We start from the raw sequence: 19,919 nt of genomic DNA, 5'->3' as shown, positions 1-19,919 counted from the left end.
CGGCGTCGTCAAGCGAAGAAATCCATCGGATGCGCTGCCGCTTCCTTGCGCCAAGCCAGATCGGCAGCACCGGCATTGGCACCGAACGCGGACATATCCTGCCGCATCAGCGCGAGGAGCGCCGGCGACCGGTCCTTCGCCCCCTCACCGCTCGCCTCACGCGCGATCCGACTGTCCGCATTGACGCCAAGATACGACGGAACAGCGGCTTCGGCCGCAGAACTCGTTGCTTCCAACTTGTCCCTGAACGCCGGCCCCGCCATCGCATCCATCGCGAGCCTGAACTGTTCGCCGATCGAGGGCACAGGATTCGCGGACAGGATTTCGAGCGCCGAGGCCAAACTTTGGGCTGAAGTTGCGGCGCTCGAGACGTTTGCCACGTCGATGGCGAGCGGTTGCGGCACCGTCGCCCGCGTCAGCGCGGCATCGACATATTCCATCGTGCGTGCATCGGTGCGGGTGTAGCTTCCGCGATTCACGATCACGGTGCTGCCGAACTCCCAAGACGCTTCCGTCGCGGATGCCGCCAGATTGATCGAGCGCACACCCGCGGCCGACAGCGACAGTATCTCTCCGTCCTGGGTAAGGCCGTCACCATTGCGGTCCTGCCAGAGATTGAAGTCCGAGAAGCGAATGTCGTCAGCCGACAGCATTCCGTCGCGGTTGCTGTCGAAGGCGCGCAGCCCTTCGAGATCGGAGCGGGCGCCCGCCACGTCGTCGACGAAGCTCAGCTCCGAAATGCCGCTCACGGTTCCGTTGCGGTCGCGATCGAGGAACAGGAAGGCTTCCGTGGTCCCGATCCAACTGGTGTCGTCAGCCGTTCCGTCGCCATCGATGTCGAACGTCGCCGAGGATTGGCTGGCGGTTCTGGTTTCCACCCCCAGGCCATCGAGATCGAGGATGATCGGCGCTGCCAGCGTGACCGTCTCGCCATTGCGGAAAATGAGCCTTTCGATGCTCGTGAGCGTGTCGATGCCGTCGCTTCCATTCGCCGAGGAGTTGTCGGTGACCTGAACCGACCCCGCCGACGTGACGATCGAATAGGTCGACATCACACCGTTGTAATAGGCCGTATCGGTGCCGTTGCCGCCATTGATCGCGTCATTGCCGGCCATGCCCCAGAATGAGTCATCGCCGTCATTGCCATTCAGCGCGTCGGTTCCGGCGCCGCCGGCAAGACGGTCCGCAGCACCGCCGCCGGTGATGACGTCGTTTCCGCCGCCGCCGTAGATACTGTTCGGAGCAGCCGTGTCACCGATCAGCGTGTCGGCGCTGGAGGTCCCCACAACCCAGCCCTCAAAGGCGTTCGAGATGGTGAGACTGACGGTGGCGGTCGCCGTCGCCACGCCATCGCTGATCGTATAGGTGAAGCTGTCTGACCCTTCGTAGCCGAAATCGGGTGTATAAGTGACGCCTTGCCCGTCGATGACAACGGTGCCCTTGGGCGCCGTGCCGACAGAGACGATGGTCAAGTTGTCGTCGTCGATATCGACGTCGTTGGCGAGCAAGCTTGCGCGCGCGATTGCGAGCGTGTCGCCATGGGTGACGGAGAACGGACCGTCATTGGCCGCGACCGGCTTGTCGTTGACAGGCGTGATCGTCAGGGTGAACACGTCGTTGGCCGTGAGCGAGCCGTCGCTGGCGGTGACCAGGATGTCGATCGCGCCGTTGAAATTGAGCGGCGGGGTTCCGGCGAACCTGTTGCCCGTCAGCGTCAGCCAGGACGGCAGTGGGCTGCCATCCGCCAGCGTGGCGCTATAGGTGAGCGTATTGCCGTCGACATCGGTGAAGCGGCCGGACGGGATCGTGAACGACACCGCGGCGTCCTCGGCCGAGCTGACGTCGGAAAGCGGCACCGAGACCACCGGCGCGTCGTTCACCGGCGTGATGGTCAGCGTAAAGATGTCGCTCGCCGTCAGCGTGCCGTCGCGGGCGGTGACCTTGATGCTGAGCGTGCCGTTGTAATTCGCCGGCGGCGTGCCGGTGAAGGCGGTGCCATCGAAGGAGAGCCAGGTCGGCAGCGCAGCGCCGGTGGAAAGCGTTGCTGTGTAGGTCAGCGTATCGCCGTCGATATCGGTGAAGCTGCCGGCCGGGATCGCAATCGCCAGCGGCGAATCTTCCGGAGACGACACGTCGGGCAGCGGCACGGACAGCACCGGCGCGTCGTTCTTCGGCGCGATCGTCAGGGTGAAAACGTCGCTGACCGAGAGCGAGCCGTCGCTCGCGGTGACCAGGACGTCGATGGCACCGTTGAAATTGAGTGGCGGGGTCCCGGCGAACCTGTTGCCGGTCAGCGTCAGCCAGGACGGCAGCGCGCTGCCATCCGCCAGCGTCGCCGAATAGGTCAACGTATTGCCGTCGACATCGGTAAAGCGGCCGGCCGGGATCGTGAAGGAGACCGCGGTGTCCTCCGGCGAGTTGACGTCGGACAGCGGCACCAAGACCACCGGCGCGTCGTTCACCGGCGTGATGGTCAGCGCGAAGGTGTCGCTGACCGACAGGGCACCGTCGCGCGCCGTGACCTTGATGTTGAGCGTGCCGTTATAGTTCGCCGGCGGCGTGCCGGTGAAGGTGGTGCCGTCGAAGGAGAGCCAGGTCGGCAGCGCAGCGCCGGTGGAGAGAATCGCTGTGTAGGTCAGCGAATCGCCATCGACATCGGTGAAGCTGCCGGCCGGGATCGCAATCGCCAGCGGCGTATCTTCCGGCGACGTTACGTCAGGCAGCAGCACGGACAGCACCGGCGCATCGTTCTTCGGCGTGATCGTCAGGGTGAAGACGTCGCTGGCCGAGAGCGAGCCGTCGCTCGCGGTGACCAGAATGTCGATGGCACCGTTGAAGTTGGGCGGCGGGGTGCCGGCGAACTTGTTGCCGGTCAGCGTCAGCCAGGACGGCAGCGCGCTGCCGTCCGCCAACGTCGCCGAATAGGTCAACGTGTTGCCGTCGACGTCGGTGAAGCGCCCGGCCGGGATCGTGTACGAAACCGCGGCATCTTCAGCCGAGCTGACGTCGGATAGCGGCACCGACAGCACGGGCGCGTCGTTCACCGGTGTGATCGTCAGCACGAAGATGTCGCTGGCCGACAACGCGCCGTCACTGGCCGTGACCTTGATGCTGACCGTGCCGTTGAAGTTGGCCGGCGGCGTGCCGGTAAAGGTAGTGCCGTCGAAGGAGAGCCAGGACGGCAGCGCGGCCCCGCTGGAGAGGATCGCCGTGTAGGTCAGCCGGTTGCCGTTGACGTCGGTGAAGCTGCCGGCCGGGATCGCGACCGACAATGCGGTGTCTTCCGGCGAGGAGACGTCGGGCAGCGGGATCGAGACCACAGGAGCGTTGTTCACCGACGGAATCGTCAGGCGGAACACATCGCTCGCCGAGAGCGAACCGTCGCTCGCCGTGACCTTGATGTCGATCGCGCCGGTGTAGTTGGTGGGCGGTGTGCCATTGAAGGTCGCGCCGTCGAAGGCCAGCCACGACGGCAGCGCGCTGCCGTCGGCCAGTGTTGCCGTCAGGGTCAGCGTGTCGCCGTCGAGATCGGTGAAGCTGCCGGCCGGGACCGGGATCGTGACGCGGACGTTCTTCGGCGAGACGATATCGGCCAGCGGCTGCGCCAGCACCGGCGCATCGTTCACCGGCGCGATGGTCAGGCGGAAGACATCGCTCGCAGTGAGCGTGCCCTCGCTGGCGACGACCTTGATGTCGATCGTGCCGTTGTAGTTCGACGGCGGAGTACCGGTGAAATTCGTGCCGTCGAAGCTGAGCCAGGACGGCAGCGCGCTGCCGTCGGCCAGCGTCGCGGCATAGGTCAGCGTATCGCCGTCGACATCCGCAAAGCTGCCAGCCGGGATCGTGATCGAGACCGGAGAGTCCTCCGGCGACGACACGTCGGCCAGCGGCTGCGCCAGCACCGGCGCATCGTTCACCGGCGTGATAGTCACGCGGAAGACGTCGCTCGCCGCGCGCGCGCCGTCGCTGGCCGTGACCAGGACATCGAAACTGCCACTGAAGTTCGCCGGCGGCGTGCCGGTGAAATTCGTGCCGTCGAAGCCGAGCCATGACGGCAGCGCACTGCCGTCGGCCAACGTCGCCGAATAGGTCAGCGGATCGCCATTGGGATCGATGAAGCTGCCGGCCGGGATCACGATCGAGAGCGGCGCATCCTCGGACAAGGACACATCGGCCAGCGGCACCGACAGCACCGGCGCCTCGTTAACCGAGACGATGGTCAGCCGGAACACGTCGCTGGCGGCCAGCGCGCCGTCGCTGGCCGTGACCTCGATGTCGAAGTCCCCGGTCACGTTCTGCGGCGGCGTGCCGGTGAAGTGCGTGCCGTCGAAGCTGAGCCACGCCGGCAGCGGGTTTCCATCGCTCAAACGTGCGGTGAACGTCAGCGTGTCGCCATCGACATCGGTGAATGCCGACCTGTCGAGCGCGATATCGAGCGCCTCCCCCTCGCGGCCCGCCTGGTCGTCCAGCAGACGGACCAGGACCGGCGCATCGTTGACCGGCAACACGTTGAGCTGGAGGCTGGCGGAGGTCGACAGCGCACCGTCGCTTGCCGTGATCGCAAGCGCCAGACTGCCGTTGAAGTCGGCCGAGGGCGTGCCGACGAGGCGGCCGTTGGACACCGAAATCCATGAGGGCAGCGGCGAGCCATCGGCAAGCGTCACGGCAAAGGTCAGGGCGTCGCCATCGACATCGGCGAACGCGTCGGTCGGCAGCGCGATCGAGAACGGCTGATCCTCGGTCACGTCAACATCACCGATCGCGCCGACGTTCGCCGGCGCATCGTTGACCGGGGCGATCGAAACCAGCAGCTCCCGCACCGTCTGTGCGGTGCCGTCGAACGCCGCGATCTCGAGCTGGATCGTGCCGTTGAAGTTGGCGGGCGGATCTCCGCTCAGCACCCGCGTCTGCGGGTCGTATTGCAGCCAGCCCGGCAGCGCCGTGCCGTCCTTGCCCCGGATTTCGACCAGCAGCGCGTCACCGTCGACGTCGGTGACGAAGCCGGCCGGCAGGGTCACGCTGAAGCGCTGATCCTCGATGCCCTTGAGCACGGGAACCGCAGAGATGACCGGCGCGTCGTTGACCGCCGCCACGTTGATATTGACCCGCGTCGTCGCGGTCAGGCCGGTCGAATCCTCGATCTCGTAGTCGAACCACGCCGGTCCGTTGAAATCGGCATTCGGCGTGATCTGGAGCTGGCCGAAGCCGAGATCGGTGACCGTCACGCCCGAGGTCGCGACGATCCGGGTGAGCACGAACGCCTGCCGGTCGGCATCGCTGTCATTGGCCAGCAGCTGGCTCGCAAACAGCGTCAGCGGCGAATCCTCACGCATTTCGAGCGTGTCGGGGCGCGCGACCGGGGCATCGGCGACCGGCAGCACGTTGATCGTAACGGTCGTTGAGACCGCGAAATCCTGCTCGTTCTTGACGGAATAGCGCAGCACCAGCTCGCCATTGAAGTTGGCGGCCGGTGTGACGCGATACTTGCCGTTCGCGAGCAACTCGGCGCCCTCGAGCCCGACGAAGGTCAGGGTCGATCCATCAGGCGCAAAGTCGTTCGCCATCAGCGCGGCGGGATCGATGTCGATGAAGCCATCTTCGAGCACCTCGAAGCCCGCATCCGACACCGGAATCGGCAGCGGCACGTTGGGCGCAACCAGCAGCGTCGCAAAGCCGACGCTGGAGGCGCCATGGCTGTCGGTGACGCGATAGTGGAAGCCGGCATCGCCGATATAGCCGGCGTTCGGCGTGAAGACCGCGGTCGAGCCGACGCGAACCACCGTACCCTGGTCGCCGTCGAACACCTCGACGACCTCGAAGCTGTCGCCTTCGACGTCGCGGTCGTTGGCAATCAGCGCGGCGAAGTCGATCGTGATCGCCTGGTCCTGGATCGTCCTGAACACGCCCGAGGGATCGTTGGCCGTCCCGGCTCCGTCCGGATTGGCGATCGGCGCATCGTTCACGGCGGCGACGTTGAACGTCACGGTCCCGGTCGAGGTCTTGCGTCCGTCGGAGATCGTGTAGCTGAAATTGACCGCGCCGCTGATGTTCTCGTTCGGCACGAACTGCCAGCGTCCGTCCGGCAGCTCGATGATGCGGCCGTTGCCGGCGCTGCGCGACAGCGACTGGAACGTGATCGTGTCGCCGTCGGCATCGCCGTCGTTGCCGAGCAGATCGGCCGTCGTGAACTCGAACGGGGTGTCCTCGTCGGTTGCAAACACATCGGTCGCGGCGATCGGCGCGTGATTGGTCGAGGCGACGTTGACCTTGACCTTGCCGGTGCTCGAGCCGTTGGTGTCGTCGGTCACGATGTACTCGAACGACGCGACGCCCTCGAAATTGTGGTCGGGCGTGAACACGATATAGGTGCCGTCGAAGCTGACGGTGCCGTGCGTGGCATTGGCGACGTCGACGAAGCGGATCGGGTTATTGTCGACGTCATAGTCGTTGGCCAGCAACGTCGCCGGGTCGATCAGGAGCGGCGTGTCCTCGATCGCCGCGACCGTATCCTCGACCGTGGTCGGCGGATCGTTGACGGCGGCGACATGCACGACGGCCGAGCCGGTCGAAGGACCCTCGCGATCGTCGGTCACGACATAGCTGAAGCCGTCATCGCCGGAGAAGGCATCCGCCGGCGTGTAGACGGCGAAGGCCCCGACGTTGCCGTCGAAGCGCTGCGTCAGGGTTGCGCTCTGGCTGTCGCCGCCGAGCGTGCGCGTGAAGCGGATGTCGAGGTTTGAAGCGAAAGCCAGCGGCACGTCGCCCGAGAGCGTGCCGGTCGCGCTGTCGATGGTGAGCCAGCCAGGCAGCGCCGAGCCGTCCGCGAGCGTCGCGCTCCAGACCGCGCCGTCGAGCTGGCCGAGTCCGGCCGGCGGCGCGATATTGGCATGGGCGAGCTCGATGACGAGCGAGCCGCTCGCCGGCTGCCCCAGCGACAGAATGCGCAAGGCATCGCGGTCGCGATCGAAGTCGTTGCGCAGCAGGTCGGTCACCGCGAAGCGCGTGGACTGGCCCTCGCGTCCCGTCAGATTGTCGATCGCAGCGTCCGGCCGCTCGCGCGTCGGCTTCACGTCGTAGAAGATCAGCGCCGGATTGGTGGACACGCCGCCCTTCTCGTCGGTCGCATCGTAGGTCAGCACGACCGTGCCGTTGAAGTCGGTCGGAACCGAGAGGTTGATCTGCTCGGGCGAGAGCACCGTGGAGGCCGGGAACGGCGCAATCTTGAAGGTGTCGTCGACCACGGCTTCGGTGATGATCGACATCGCCGGATGGCCGTTGCCCGCGGCGATATCGAGCCGGACCGGCACGGCGCCGACCCAGTTGGCCGGCGGCATGCCGGAGAAGGTGAAAGTGGCCGGGTCGAAGCTCAGCCAGTCCGGCAGCGGCGCGCCGCTCTCGCGGGTCGCGGTGATCGCACCGGCGCCCTTCAGGTCGAGCGCGAACAGGCCTTGGCCCGCGAAATAGGCGTCGCCTTCCAGCGCCTGGTTGATGGCCGTCATCTGGCTCGCGAGGTCGCCGTGCGGATCGACGACGAATTCCAGCGTGAAGCCCCGATTGCTCGACGCATAGGTCCCGTCGGGAAGCACGCGCGGCGCCGGCGTGAACACGACCTGCAGGCGCGCCAGCTGCGCATCCGCATCCGGCGCGAAGCCGCTCAGGCTGACCGTGCGCGTCGCTGCATCGAAGGACAGCCAATCCGGCAACGGGCGGCCGCCGACGATCGAGGCCGACACCGTCCCGCTCTTGGTGTCGAGCAGCGCGATCTGGCTGTCATAGGTGACGCCGGCCGGCAGCGCGGCCGGATCCAGCGTCATGCTGTCGGTGAAGGTCCGCGGATTGCCGCCGCCTTCGGCGGGATGCGTGAAGGTCAGCTGGACATTGATCGGATCCGTCGTCCCCTCGGGCGGCGTTCCCGTGAACTGCAGCGTCTGGGCGTTGAAGCTGAGCCAGGACGGCAACACGGAGCCATCGGCGAGCTTTGCCGTGACGGTCGTGTCTGCATCGAGATCGGACGCATCGAATTCATAGTCGACCGCGAAGGCCGAGCGGATCTCGTAGCCCTTGAGGACATCGGTCCTGGCATCGAAGCCGCCCGAGATCTCGCCTGCCGTCAGTTCGAACCGCGTGTTGAAGATCCGTCCGTTCGAGGGATCGCTCACCCAAACGTCGACGGAGAGCGGGTCCATTCCGGCCGGCGGCGATCCCGCAAATCGCATGGTGGCGGGATCGAACTGCAGCCAGGACGGCAGGGCCGAGCCGTCGGCCAGGGCCGCGCTGACCTCGTAACCGGCCGACAGATAGCGGTGGTCGACCACGCCAAGCACGCTCGAGCGCTTGAAGAACAGCACGTCGCCGTCCGCGTCGATGTCGTTGCCGAACGCCTCGGCGGGGATCACGAACAGCGGACCGTCTTCCAGGCCGCTGACATTGTCGTTGCGCAAGATCGGAGCTTCGTTGCGCGGCAGGACCGTGATCGCGACATAGGCGGACGAGGTGCCGCCATGGCCGTCGCTGATCGTGTACTGGAAGCCGGCAGCGCCGTTGTAATCCGGCGTCGGCCGGAACTCGATGATACCGTCGTCGCGCAGGCGTACCTTACCGCCATCGGCGAACCGGGCGATGCTGTCGAGCACCAGTGTGTCGCCGTTCTCGTCGGTGTCGTTCGCCAGGATCGTCGCCGGGTCGATCACGAGGATCTGATCCTCGAGCGTCCGGTAGCCATAGTCGTTGTAGGCCTTTGGCGGGTCGTTGAGCGGCTTGACCTTGAAGTCATAGGTCAAGGTCGCCGCCGCGCCGCGCGCGTCGATCACGTCATATTCGATGCTCGCCGGGCCAAGGGAGGCCGGCGTGAAGGTGATGGTGCCGGTCGCCTCGTCGAACACCAGGCTGCCATTGTTGGCGGGGTTGTTGTCGAGACCGCCATGCAAGCCGACGAAGGTGAAGCTGTCGCCCTCGATGTCGTAGGTGTTGGCCATCAGGTCGGCGACCGTGACGGTGGTATCCTGGCCAAGACGGATCCAGCGATAGGTGTCGCGGTCGCGCGGTGCGTCGTTGACGGGCGAGATCGAGATTTCGACCTTGGCGGTCGAGGTCGCGCCGCTGGCGTCGGCCAGCGTGTAGACGAACCCTGCCGCGCCGAAATAGTCCGGACGCAGCTTGAACTGGATGTAGTCGCCATCCAGCCGGGCGGTCACGTTGCTGCCCTCGAACCGGTAGTCGGGATCCTTGTAGCTGTCGATCGCCTGTCCGGACGTGTTGGTCAGCGGTGCGATCGAAACGATGTGCAACCCTTCCAGATCGGCGTCGCCATCGACGTCGAAATCGTTGGCGAGCAGCGTGTCGATCCGGATCCGCAGGATCTGGTCCTCGACGCCATAGACCAGCGGATCATCCACCGCCGTCGGCGCGTCGTTGACCGGCGCGAGATCGACCTCGACCCGGGCCGTGGACTCGCGGCCGAACTGGTCGCGCACGGTGTAGTTGAAGAAGGCATCACCGTTGTAGTTCGGCGCGCCCAGGAACTCGATCTTGCCGTCCTCGCGCACACGCACGGTGCCGTTCACCGCATTGCCGACGCTGGCGAGCGTCAGGTTGACCGCACTGTCGGCGTCGTTGGCGAACAGGGTCGCCGGATCGATCACGACCGGTTCGTCCTCGACGCCAAGATGGACGATATCGTCGGCGGCATTGAAGCGGCCGAGCTGCTGCAGTTGATCGATCCGGTCGCGATTCCAGACCGTGCCGTTGCTGAAGACGATCTCCTCGATGCCGCTCTGGGCGCCGAAGAAGTGGTCGGTGACGCGCACGGTGTCGATCAGGAAGCCGTCCTGCCGCTCGAATTCGAGCAGGAGGTCGTTGCCCTCGCGGATGACAGAGACGTCCTTCGGCGCGATCGGCGACGACAGCACCAGGCGGTCGGTATCGGTATCCGCACCCTGCTCGGTAATGACGTCCTGGCCGTCGTCGAAGCCGAACACGTAGGTATCCGAGCCGGCACCGCCGGCGATCGCGTCGTTGCCACGAAGACCCTGGAACCAGTCGTCGCCGGCGCTGCCGGTGAACTGGTCATTCCAAAGTGACCCGACGAGCATCTCGATCGAAGTGAGCTGGTCGCCGGCCGCTTCGCCAACGGTGCCGAGGCCGGTCGCCAGATTGACCGCGATGCCCTCGTCGGCCTTGCTGTAGTCGGCGATGTCGAAGCCGCCGCGCCCGTCGATGATATCGGCCCCACGGCCGCCGCGAATGCGGTTGTCGCCGGCGTCACCTCTGATCGTATCGTCCTGATACGAGCCCTGGACTATCTCGATCCCGGAGAAGGTATCGCCGAGCGCATCGCCGCCGCCGGCGGCACCGTTGGCCATGTCGACGGTGACCCCTTCTGTCGACAGCGTGTAGTCGGCCGTATCGATACCGTCGCCGCCGATCAGCTGGTCCGCGCCGCGGCCGCCGATCAGGGTGTCGTCGCCGGCATTACCGATCAGAATGTCGTTGCCGCGACCGCCCGACAGGATGTTGGCGAGCGCATCGCCTTCCAGCGTGTCGTCGACATCGGTACCGGTCAGGTTCTGGATGTTGGTCAGAACGTCGCCTTCGGCATCGCCGCCATGGGCCGTTCCGGCCGCCAGCGAGATCGACACACCGGTCGCCCCGAAGCTGTAATCGGCCGTGTTGTTGCCGAGGCCGCCGTCGAGCACGTCGGCCCCTTCTCCGCCGGTCAGAACGTCGTCGCCCCCACCACCGAGCAGGATGTCGTTGCCGCCGCGCCCCTCCAGAAGGTCGTTGCCGCCAAGGCCTTCAAGCCGGTTGTCGCCGGCATCGCCGCCGAGCTGATCGGCAAATTGCGAGCCGACCAGCGCCTCGATACCGATATAGGTGTCGCCTTGCGCGTAGCCGCCCTGTCCGACGCGTGACTCGAGGTCGGCGCGCACGAGGAAGTCGGAGTTCTCGAAGCTGACCGTGTCGTAACCGTCGCCGCCCGCGATGCGATCCGCGCCGTCACCACCGTCGATCCAATCGTCGCCGCTGCCTGCATCGATCTGATCGTCGCCGCTGCCGGCCTCGATCCGGTCGTTGCCGCCGCCGGCCAGCACGAAATCGTTGCCGCCGAGCGCCTGGATCAGATCCGCTCCCTCGGTGCCGACGAGATAGTCGGCCTTCGCCGTCCCGCGCAACAGGCCGTTATAGCTGTCCGCCACCGACGCCATCGCAAAGCCAGTGTCGGTCGCGCCATCGGCGTCGGCGATGCGGTACTCGACCGCAACTTGGCCGGTAAAGCCGGTCGGGAAGTGCACGACGATGAACTTCTCGCCGTTCCAGTCGACCACCTCGGCAGTGCCGCGCGGCACGCGCTGGCCGAGCGCGAGCGCATCCGCATCGTAGACGCCGTCGACGCCGACAAAGGTCGGGCGGGCGCGGTTCGGGTTGTCGAGGTCGTCGTCGATCACGCCGTCGCCGTCGTGATCGGCCTGCTCGATGTCGTAGTCGTTCTTCAGCAGATCCGTGACGCGCAGCACCAGCGGCGCGTCGCGCGGTGTGACGAAGCCTTCGTCCTGGCCAACGGTCGGATCGTCGTTGGTTGGGACGATGACGATGTCGACATAGCCTTCCGCCGAGCCGTCGGCGTCGTCGGTAACCCCGTAGACGAAGCCGGAGCTCTGGCTCGCGTCCCGGTTCGGCGTGAACACCAGATTGCCGTCGGCGTCGAATTCGATCGTGCCGTTCAGCTTCTGGCCGGCATCGCCCCCGAACACCAGCGCATCCGACGTCGTCGACAGCCGCCAGCCCAGGAAGCGGAGCGGATCGCGGTCCACATCCGTGTCGTTGGCGAGCAGCGTCGCAATCGGGATGACGGTCGGGATATCCTCGTTCACATAGATGACGTCGCGATGCGCGACCGGCGGCGCGTCACCGACATTCTCGAACCACATCGTGACGGTGGCACCGTCGACCGCGCCTTCATTGTCGGAGATGAGGTAACTGAACGTCGCCTCGCCCCAGAAGTCGGCATCGGGCGTGAAGATGATCGTGCCGTGGTCGGTGACCTCTATATCGCCATGCACCGCGTTGCCGGCGCTCTCGAACTGCACCGCGAAACCTTCGATATCGCTATCGTTCTTGAGCAGCTCGATGATCGGGATCTCGATCGCGTGGTCTTCCGTGCCGCGCAGGATCGGCAGGCTCTGGTCGGTGTAGCTGTCGTTGCGGGCATCCGGCAGGTCGTTGACCGGCTGATAGGCCAGCGTCGCGCGGGCCCAGGCGGTTCCGCCATGACCGTCGTCAACCTGATATTCGAACCAGGCATCGCCGTTGAAATTTGGCGTCGGCGTGAACAGGACGGTGTTGTTCTCTAGCAGCACGGCGTTGCCGCCATGGCTGTTGCGGACGGCGGTGAGCGTCATCGTCTCGCCGTCGTGCTCGATATCGTTGGCGAGCAGCCGATCGGCACCGATCACGATCGGGTTGTCCTCGCGGATCGGATCGCCGTTATCGGTCGTCTCGAACCGATCGTCGTGCAGCTCCGGCGGATCGTTGACGGGAGTCACGGTGAAGTTGACCCGGCCCGTCGAGGTCGCCCCGCTGGGGTCTGCGACGACGTAGTCGAAGTGAGCGTTGCCCCAGAAATAAGCGCGCGGGGTCACATGGATCAGGCCATCGTCGCCGATCGTCACGGTGACGTCCGCGTTGGAGATCACCGACTGCACCGTGAGCCCGTCGTGATCGATGTCGGAGTCGTTGGCGCTCAGCGTGCTCGGATCCAGCGTGAAGCCTGTGCTTTCGGGCGTCGCATCGACCGTATCGTCATGCGCCACCGGCGCATCGTTGACCGCGGTGACCTGGATCGTCACCTTGGCCTCGGCCCGGCCGCCTTCGGGCGTGTTCGCCACATAGCTGAACTCGGCGGTGCCGTTGAAATCCGCGTTCGGCGTGAAGGTGATGTTGCCGTCGCTGGCCAGCGCCACCGTCCCGTTGACGGCTTGATAGACCTGGCCGACGATCATACGGTCGCCGTCGAGGTCGTTGGCCAAAAGCCGCTCGACGCGGATCACCAGCGAGCCATCCTCGGCGACGGTGAAGCCCGTATCCGGATAGGCAGTTGCGACCGGGCGCACCTTGAGATCGATCGAGGCCGTGGCAAAGCCGTTATGGCCGTCGGAAATCGTGTAGCTGATCGAGGCGGAGCCGTAATATCCGTTGGTCGCGGTGTAGTGGATGTTGCCCTGCCCATCGATCGTGGCAACGCCGGAATCGCCCGCGTCGACGCCGACGATCGTCAGCGCATCGCCATCCGCGTCGAAATCATTGCGGAGCAGATCGGCCGCCTTGATGACGAGCTCGACACCGGTAGTAACCGAGAAGAAGCCGTCACCCAGGGCCGTCGGGGCACGGTTGCCCAGCAGCTGCCGCAGGGTCTCCTTGGTCCAGGTCACCCCGTCGGCAAAGACGTAGCTCTCGATGCCCTTGGCATCGGTCGAGAGCGCATCGAACACAGTCAGGCTGTCGGCGCTGTTGCCGGTGAAGCGGATGACGACGGCATCCGAGCCGCGATAGAGCTGCTCGACGTGGGCTTCCGTCGAGGTGAAGTCCGCAATCTGGATCCGGTCGGTGCCGCCCGTTCCGGAATCGACGACCGTGTCATTGCCGGCTCCGCGCCCGAACAGATAGAGGTCGTCGCCGGCAGCGCCCGAGAGCAAATCGTTGCCCGCTCGCGCGGCGAAGGTGTCGTTGCCGTCGAAGCCGTAGACATTGTCATTGCCGCTGCCGTCGATATCCGACAGCGCGCGGGCCCGCATCGCGTCGCGGTTCCAGACCGTGCCGTCGGCGAAACGGACCGACAGGCCGAACGCCGGATTATTGGAAGGACCGAGGGCGTCGATCAGCACCACACGATCGCCCGCGCCCGAGAAAGAGAGCACGAGATCGTTGCTGTCGGGGCCGGCGCGGACGGCGGAGACGACGTCGGCGACGTTGTAGTCGGTCAGGCTCAGGACGTCAGTGCCCTTGCCGACAGCGTTGATCCGGTCGTCGCCATCGCCGCGGCGATAGAGATAGGTGTCGTTGCCGTAACCGCCGTCGATGAGGTCGTTGCCCTTGCCGCCCATCAGCGTGTCGGCGCCGTCGGTGCCGATGATGATGTCGTTGCCGTCGGTGGTGAGGCTGGCGAGGATCGCCAGCTTCATATCGCCGACGGTGTACTGCGTACCGTCGGCGAGCGCGATCGCCTCGACCCCGGCGGAGTTGGCACCGAGCGCATCGACGATGACGATCTGGTCGGTCGTCCCGGCAAAGCGGATCGCGACATCGTCGCTGTCGGCGGCGATGCGGTGGAAGCTGATCTCCGCGGCGGAGTAGCCGCTGATCTCGAGCCGATCGGCCGCAGATGACGCCTTATCGTTGATGACGTCGCTGCCGTCGCCACGGGCGAAGCGATAGGTGTCGTTGCCGGCACCGCCGGACAAATGATCGTTGCCGAGACCGCCCACCATGACGTTGTTGCCGGCATCGCCGGTCAGCACGTCGTCGGCAAAGCTCTGCGCGCGCGCGATCAGATCTGACGTTCCCCACACCGTGCCGTCGGCAAAGCGGATCGATTCGATGCCGCCTGCGCCAAGCGCGCCTTCGATGGTGAGGCGCGCGCCGGTCGATTTGACGATCAGCGTGAAGTCGGCCCCGTCCTCGCTCTGCGAGACCGTGATGTCGTCAGGGACGATATCGGCCGCCAGCAGCAGTGTGTCGTTGCCGGCCGCATCGGCAATGCGGTCGTGGCCGCCATGGGCGGCGAACCGGTAGGTGTCGTCGCCGGCACCGCCTTCGAGGCGATCGTTCCCGGTGCCGCCGTCGAGGTCGTCAGTCCCGCCATTGCCGATCAGCAGATCATCGCCGGCGCCGCCGGCGAGCGTATTGTCGAGATCGTCGCCGCGAATGACGTCGTCGCCATCCGTTGCCGCGCGGGCGAGCGCGATCAGGGTCGACGCGGTCCAGACCGTGCCATCGGCGAAGGTGACGCGCGAGACGCCCATGTCCGCCGTCGCCGGAGAGCCGAGCTCGACGCGATCACCGGTGCCGATGATTTCGAGCACCAGATTGGCAGCGCCGCGCACGACACGAATGTCGGTCGACAGGATGCCGGCCGCGAAGCTCAGCGTGTTGGTGCCCAATGCGTCGAGAATGACGTCCTGACCATCGCCGCGGGCGAACACATAGGTGTCGTCGCCGCCCGCTCCCTGCAGCACGTCATTGCCCGTGCCGCCGATCAGCGCATCTGCGCCCGCGCTGCCTTGCAGGGCGTCATTCCCCGCCTTGCCATCGAGGGTGACGAAATTGCCCTGGAAGCTCGCGGGAACCGCAAGCACGTCGTCGCCACTCGATCCCTGCAAGGATCGCGTCAGCACGTCGTTCCAGGTCCATGTGGTGCCGTCGGCGAAGGCGATCGTCTCGATGGCGCTGGCGCCGTCGAGCGCGCCGGTCACGCGCACCCGACCACCCTCGTTGTTGATCCGCAATTCGACGTCGCGGCCGATTTGCACGACGCTGACGTCCGCGGCCGCGATGCCGGCGGCGAATTCCAGGCGATCGCTGCCACCCAGATCGGAGACGGTGTCGCGGCCGTCGCCGCGCGCGAAGCGGTAGACGTCCGTGCCGGTGCCGCCGAACAGCTGATCATCGCCCTGGCCGCCCTCGAACACATCCGTGTCGGTCGAGAAGCTGCCGTCGCCGTAGCCGGTGATCACGTCATCGCCGGAGCCGCCCGACATGATGTCGCTGCCGCCACCGCCGATGATCTGGTCGTTGCCTTCCTGACCCGCGATCAGGTCGTTGCCGAGGCCGCCGTCGATCACGTCGTTGTCGGCGCCACCGGCCAACCGGTCATTGCCGCCGAAGCCGCTGATGACGTCGTTGCCGCCATTGCCGTAAATGCGGTCATCGAGGGCGCTGCCGTTGAGGACGTGGCCTGCATCGTCGTCATTGATGCTGATCGAATTGTCGATCGCGATCGGAACGCCGTCGAAATTGGCCGAGGTCAGCGTGGTGGCGTCGATGCCGAGCAGGCGCACCAGCTCCTGGTCGGGCCCCGAATTTGCCCGCATCATGACGACCGCATCGCTGCCCGATTGCGCCAGGAAGATGCTGCCGCCCTCGAACGGATTGGGATTGCTGGTCATCAGGCGGATGACGTCGCCGCCGGCGCCCGCCTGGAAATCGGTGATGACGTCGGCGACGATGGGCGCCGCACCCTGCCGGACCGGCAGGTAGTAATAGGTGTCGCGCCCGGCGCCGCCGGTCAGCGTGTCGACGGAGCTGTCGGCGGAAATGTCGCCGAACTGATCGTTGCCGGCACCGCCCGACAGGATGTCGGCCCCCTCGCCGCCCTTCAGGTAGTCGTCGCCCGTACCGCCGGTGAGCACGTCGTCGGCGGCACTCCCGGCCAAAAACTCGCCCGTGACGGCGACGTCCTCGACCAGACGGCCGCGCACGTCGGCAAGCGACAGCGTGACGCCGTCGGCCGCAATCTCGAAGGCGTCGACGAGATCGCTGACGCTGCTGCCGAGGCCATTGCGGACGATGATGCGATCGGCGCTTCCGGCGAAGCGGATGACCAGGTCCTGACCGAGTGCGCCGAAGCGGATCTGCGACAGGCTATAGCCTTCGATCCGCAGCGTATCGTTCGTCGCATCGCCGCCGTCAGTGATCGTGTCGTTGCCGTCGCCGGCCGCGAACACGTAGGTATCGGCACCGGCGCCGCCCGACAGTGAATCGTCGCCAAGACCGCCGACCAGACGGTCGTCTCCTGTCCCGCCATTGAGCGTGTCGTCGCCGGCGCCGCCGAGCAGCACATCGTTGCCGCCGAGGCCGGAGAGATTGTCGTTGCCGCCGCGCCCGTCGAGGCGGTTCGCGTCGCTGGTTCCGACCATGGCGTCGGCGCCGTCCTCGCCAATGTACGACTGATCCCTCAGATCGTTCATCGTCCAGACGGTGCCGTCGGCGAAGGCAATGCTCTCGATCACGTTGTTCGTATTCGCGATCACATCGGTGAGCTTGAGCTCTTCGCCGGTGTCGCGAATCCGCAGGACGAAGCTGCGCCCGTCGGGCGAAGTGACCTTGATGTCGCCGGGCGCGACGCCGGCGCCGATCTCGACGCGGTCTGTCCCGCCGGTGTCGGTGAGCGTGTCGCTGCCGTCACCGCGGCCCCAACGATAGACGTCGTCGCCTTGCCCGCCATTCAGCGTGTCGTTGCCGGTGCCGCCGACCAGGATATCGGCGCCGTTCGCTCCGGTCAGGATGTCGTCGCCGGCTTCGCCGAGCAGCGTGGCTGCGCCGAAGGCGATCAGGCTGTCGTTGCCTGCGCCGCCCGCGAGGGTCTCGCCGTTCGTGGTGCCGAGGATGATGTCGGCGCCCGCGGTCGGCGTCTTCCAGCGCGCCGCGATGTCGGCGAAGTTCCAGACGGTGCCGTCTGCAAAGGTGAATGTCTCGATGGCCCTGCCGTCGCTGGCCGAGCCGTTGTTGATGGTGATGCGGTCGTCGCTGTTGCGGAAGGTGACGACGAGCGTCGAGGAATTGCCGACCAGCGCGACCTTGACGTCGGCCGGGCTGATGCCGGCGCCAAATTCGATCCGGTCGGTTCCATTCGCGTCGGTGATGGTGTCCTGACCGTCGCCGGCTGCGAAGCGGTAGACGTCATTGCCCTGGCCGTCGACCAGATTGTCGTTACCCTTGCCGCCGATCAGGATGTCATTGCCGGCATCGCCGTTAATGGTGTCGTTGCCGCCATTGCCGTTGAGCGTGTCGTTGCCGTTGCCTCCGGAGATCACATCGTCTCCGGCACCGCCCCGGACGAGATCGTCGCCGTCGAGGCCGGACAGGACGTCGTTGCCGATCGCCGAGCTCGCGACCGCCTCCGTACGCGTGAGGCTCACATTGTCGAGGGAAGCGCCGACGCCGTCCTGGTTGCCGGTGCCACGGAAGCTGAGCTGGTTGGTGCCGGCGGCTGCCGTCACCAGCACGCTGGAGCGCACCATCGCCGTGCCGGTATTGTTGAAGCTCGCGACCACCGTGCCGTTCCACAGCACGTCGAACGAGCCGTTCCAGTCCCAGGTGCGGTTGGCATGGTCGAATTGCACCAGGAGCGTCTCGCCCTCGGTGAGACCAGTCACGTCCTGTGCGATCTGCACGTTACTGCCACCGCCGCCAGTGCCCGTCCCGTCGAGATCGAGCCAATAATTGCCGTTGGTTGCAGTGACACCATTGTAGCCGGACGTGATCTGCTCGATGCCGAGCGTCGTCGCCGGCTGCGTGCTGTTGATCCGGGTCCAGCCCGGCAACGTCGTTGCCGAATAGCCCCAGCTTTGCGGGCTGGCATCCGCGGCAAGCTGCTCGAAGCTGCCGTTGACGATCAGGTTGGCGCCCACCGGCCGCCATTGGACCGATCCACCGCCGTTGATGTCGTCCGAGCCGGCCGTCCCGGTCAGGGTGTCGCTGCCGGCGGTACCGACCATCTGTGCGCCGGAGGCCGAGCTCGTGATCGTGGGCCGGTTCGAATAGGTCAGCCGTGCCTCGATGTCGGCGGCGGTCCACACCGTGCCGTTGGCAAAACGGATCTGCGAGATCACGGCGTCGTGGGCGTAGCGCGAGACCCAGACGCGATCCTCGGTGCCGGCGATGGACAGATAGTAATTGCCCATGAGATTGGAGGCGTCCGTCAGGACGCTCACCTGCGCCGGGTCGATCGTCGCGTCGAATTCGATGACGTTGACGTCCGTGCCGTACACCGAGTCGTTGATCCAGTCCTCGCCAAAGCCGGCAGAGAAGCGGTAGGTATCGCTGCCGGCGTCGCCGTACAGCTGATCGGACCCGGTCCCTCCGACCAGGATGTCACCACCGGCATAGCCGATCAGGGTGTCGTTGCCCCCGCCCCCTTCGATGACGTCGGCGACGACCGAGCCGTACACGGTGTCGTTGGTCGTGCCTCCGACCATCGGCGTGCCGCCTTGATACGGATGCTCGATCTGGCTCCAGCGCGCCCTGATATCGTTGGAATTCCAGACGGTGCCGTCGGCAAACCGGACGTCGAAATCACCGGAGCCGAAGCCGCCGCCCCACGTAATACGGTCTTCGGTCCCCGCGACGCGCAGGATCACGTCGGCATAGGTAATGTCGCCGTTATAGCCGGCCTCGTGCTCGATGATGATGCTGCTGGACGAGATCGTGGAATCGAACACGATGTGGTTGACGCCGGCCCCCCACTCGTAGATCCGATCCTGGCCGAAGCCGGCCGAAAAACGGTAGGTATCGGATCCCTGATTGCCCTGCATCTCGTCGTCGCCGGCGCCGCCGTCGAGGATATCGTCGCCGGTGGAGCCGTTGAGGATGTCGTCCCCGGCGAAGCCCATGATGGTGGACGCGACGCCGTAATTCGCCTCGAGCTTGTCCCAGCCGCTGGTTCCGAGAACGTCGGTGCCCTGGTCGCCCTGCAAGTCGACGCCCTGCCACGGCGCTGCGAACGAGACGATGTCGTCATATGTCCAGATCGTGCCGTCCGCGAAATGGATCTCGGAGGATGCATGCAGCCCGTTCAGCATGATCCGGTCGGTGCTGCCGTCGATGGTCAGCAATACGCTCTGCGAGGCGTCGTATCCTTCGATGGTGAGATGGACATTCGCCGCGGCAATCGTCGCGTCGAACTCGATGACATCGCTATCGTCTGCATAGTAGGGGGTGACGTTGACCGTGTCCGAGCCGAAGCCGGCCGAGAAGCGATAGATGTCGTTACCGTATCCCCCGTCCAGCTGGTCGTTGCCGGCTCCGCCGATCAGGATGTCCGCACCATCGGCACCCTGCAGGCTATCGTTGCCGGCGCCGCCGATGAGGGTTTCGTTTCCAGCATCGCCGTAGATGCCGTCGTCGAAGGCGGTGCCGCTCAGCGT

The 19,919-nt window shown here is 65.9% G+C and carries 1 protein-coding gene (cut by a window edge); it reads right to left on the bottom strand.

Going from position 1 to position 19,919, the window contains the following annotated elements:
* Positions 1-8: 8 nt before the first annotated feature.
* Positions 9-19,919 carry the 3' portion of a tandem-95 repeat protein gene (locus BM118_RS42560; RefSeq protein ID WP_283806360.1) on the bottom strand. Its footprint extends 12,396 nt past the window's final position, so only the last 19,911 of its 32,307 coding nucleotides appear in the window; its start codon lies beyond the right edge, outside the window — the gene reads right to left on this strand; it ends in the stop codon at positions 9-11.

It is taken from the genome of Bradyrhizobium sp. cf659 (genome assembly GCF_900113725.1).
Taxonomy (GTDB): Bacteria; Pseudomonadota; Alphaproteobacteria; order Rhizobiales; family Xanthobacteraceae; genus Bradyrhizobium.
Note: the sequence above shows the minus strand (reverse complement) of the source record. Positions and strands in the feature narration are given on the sequence as shown.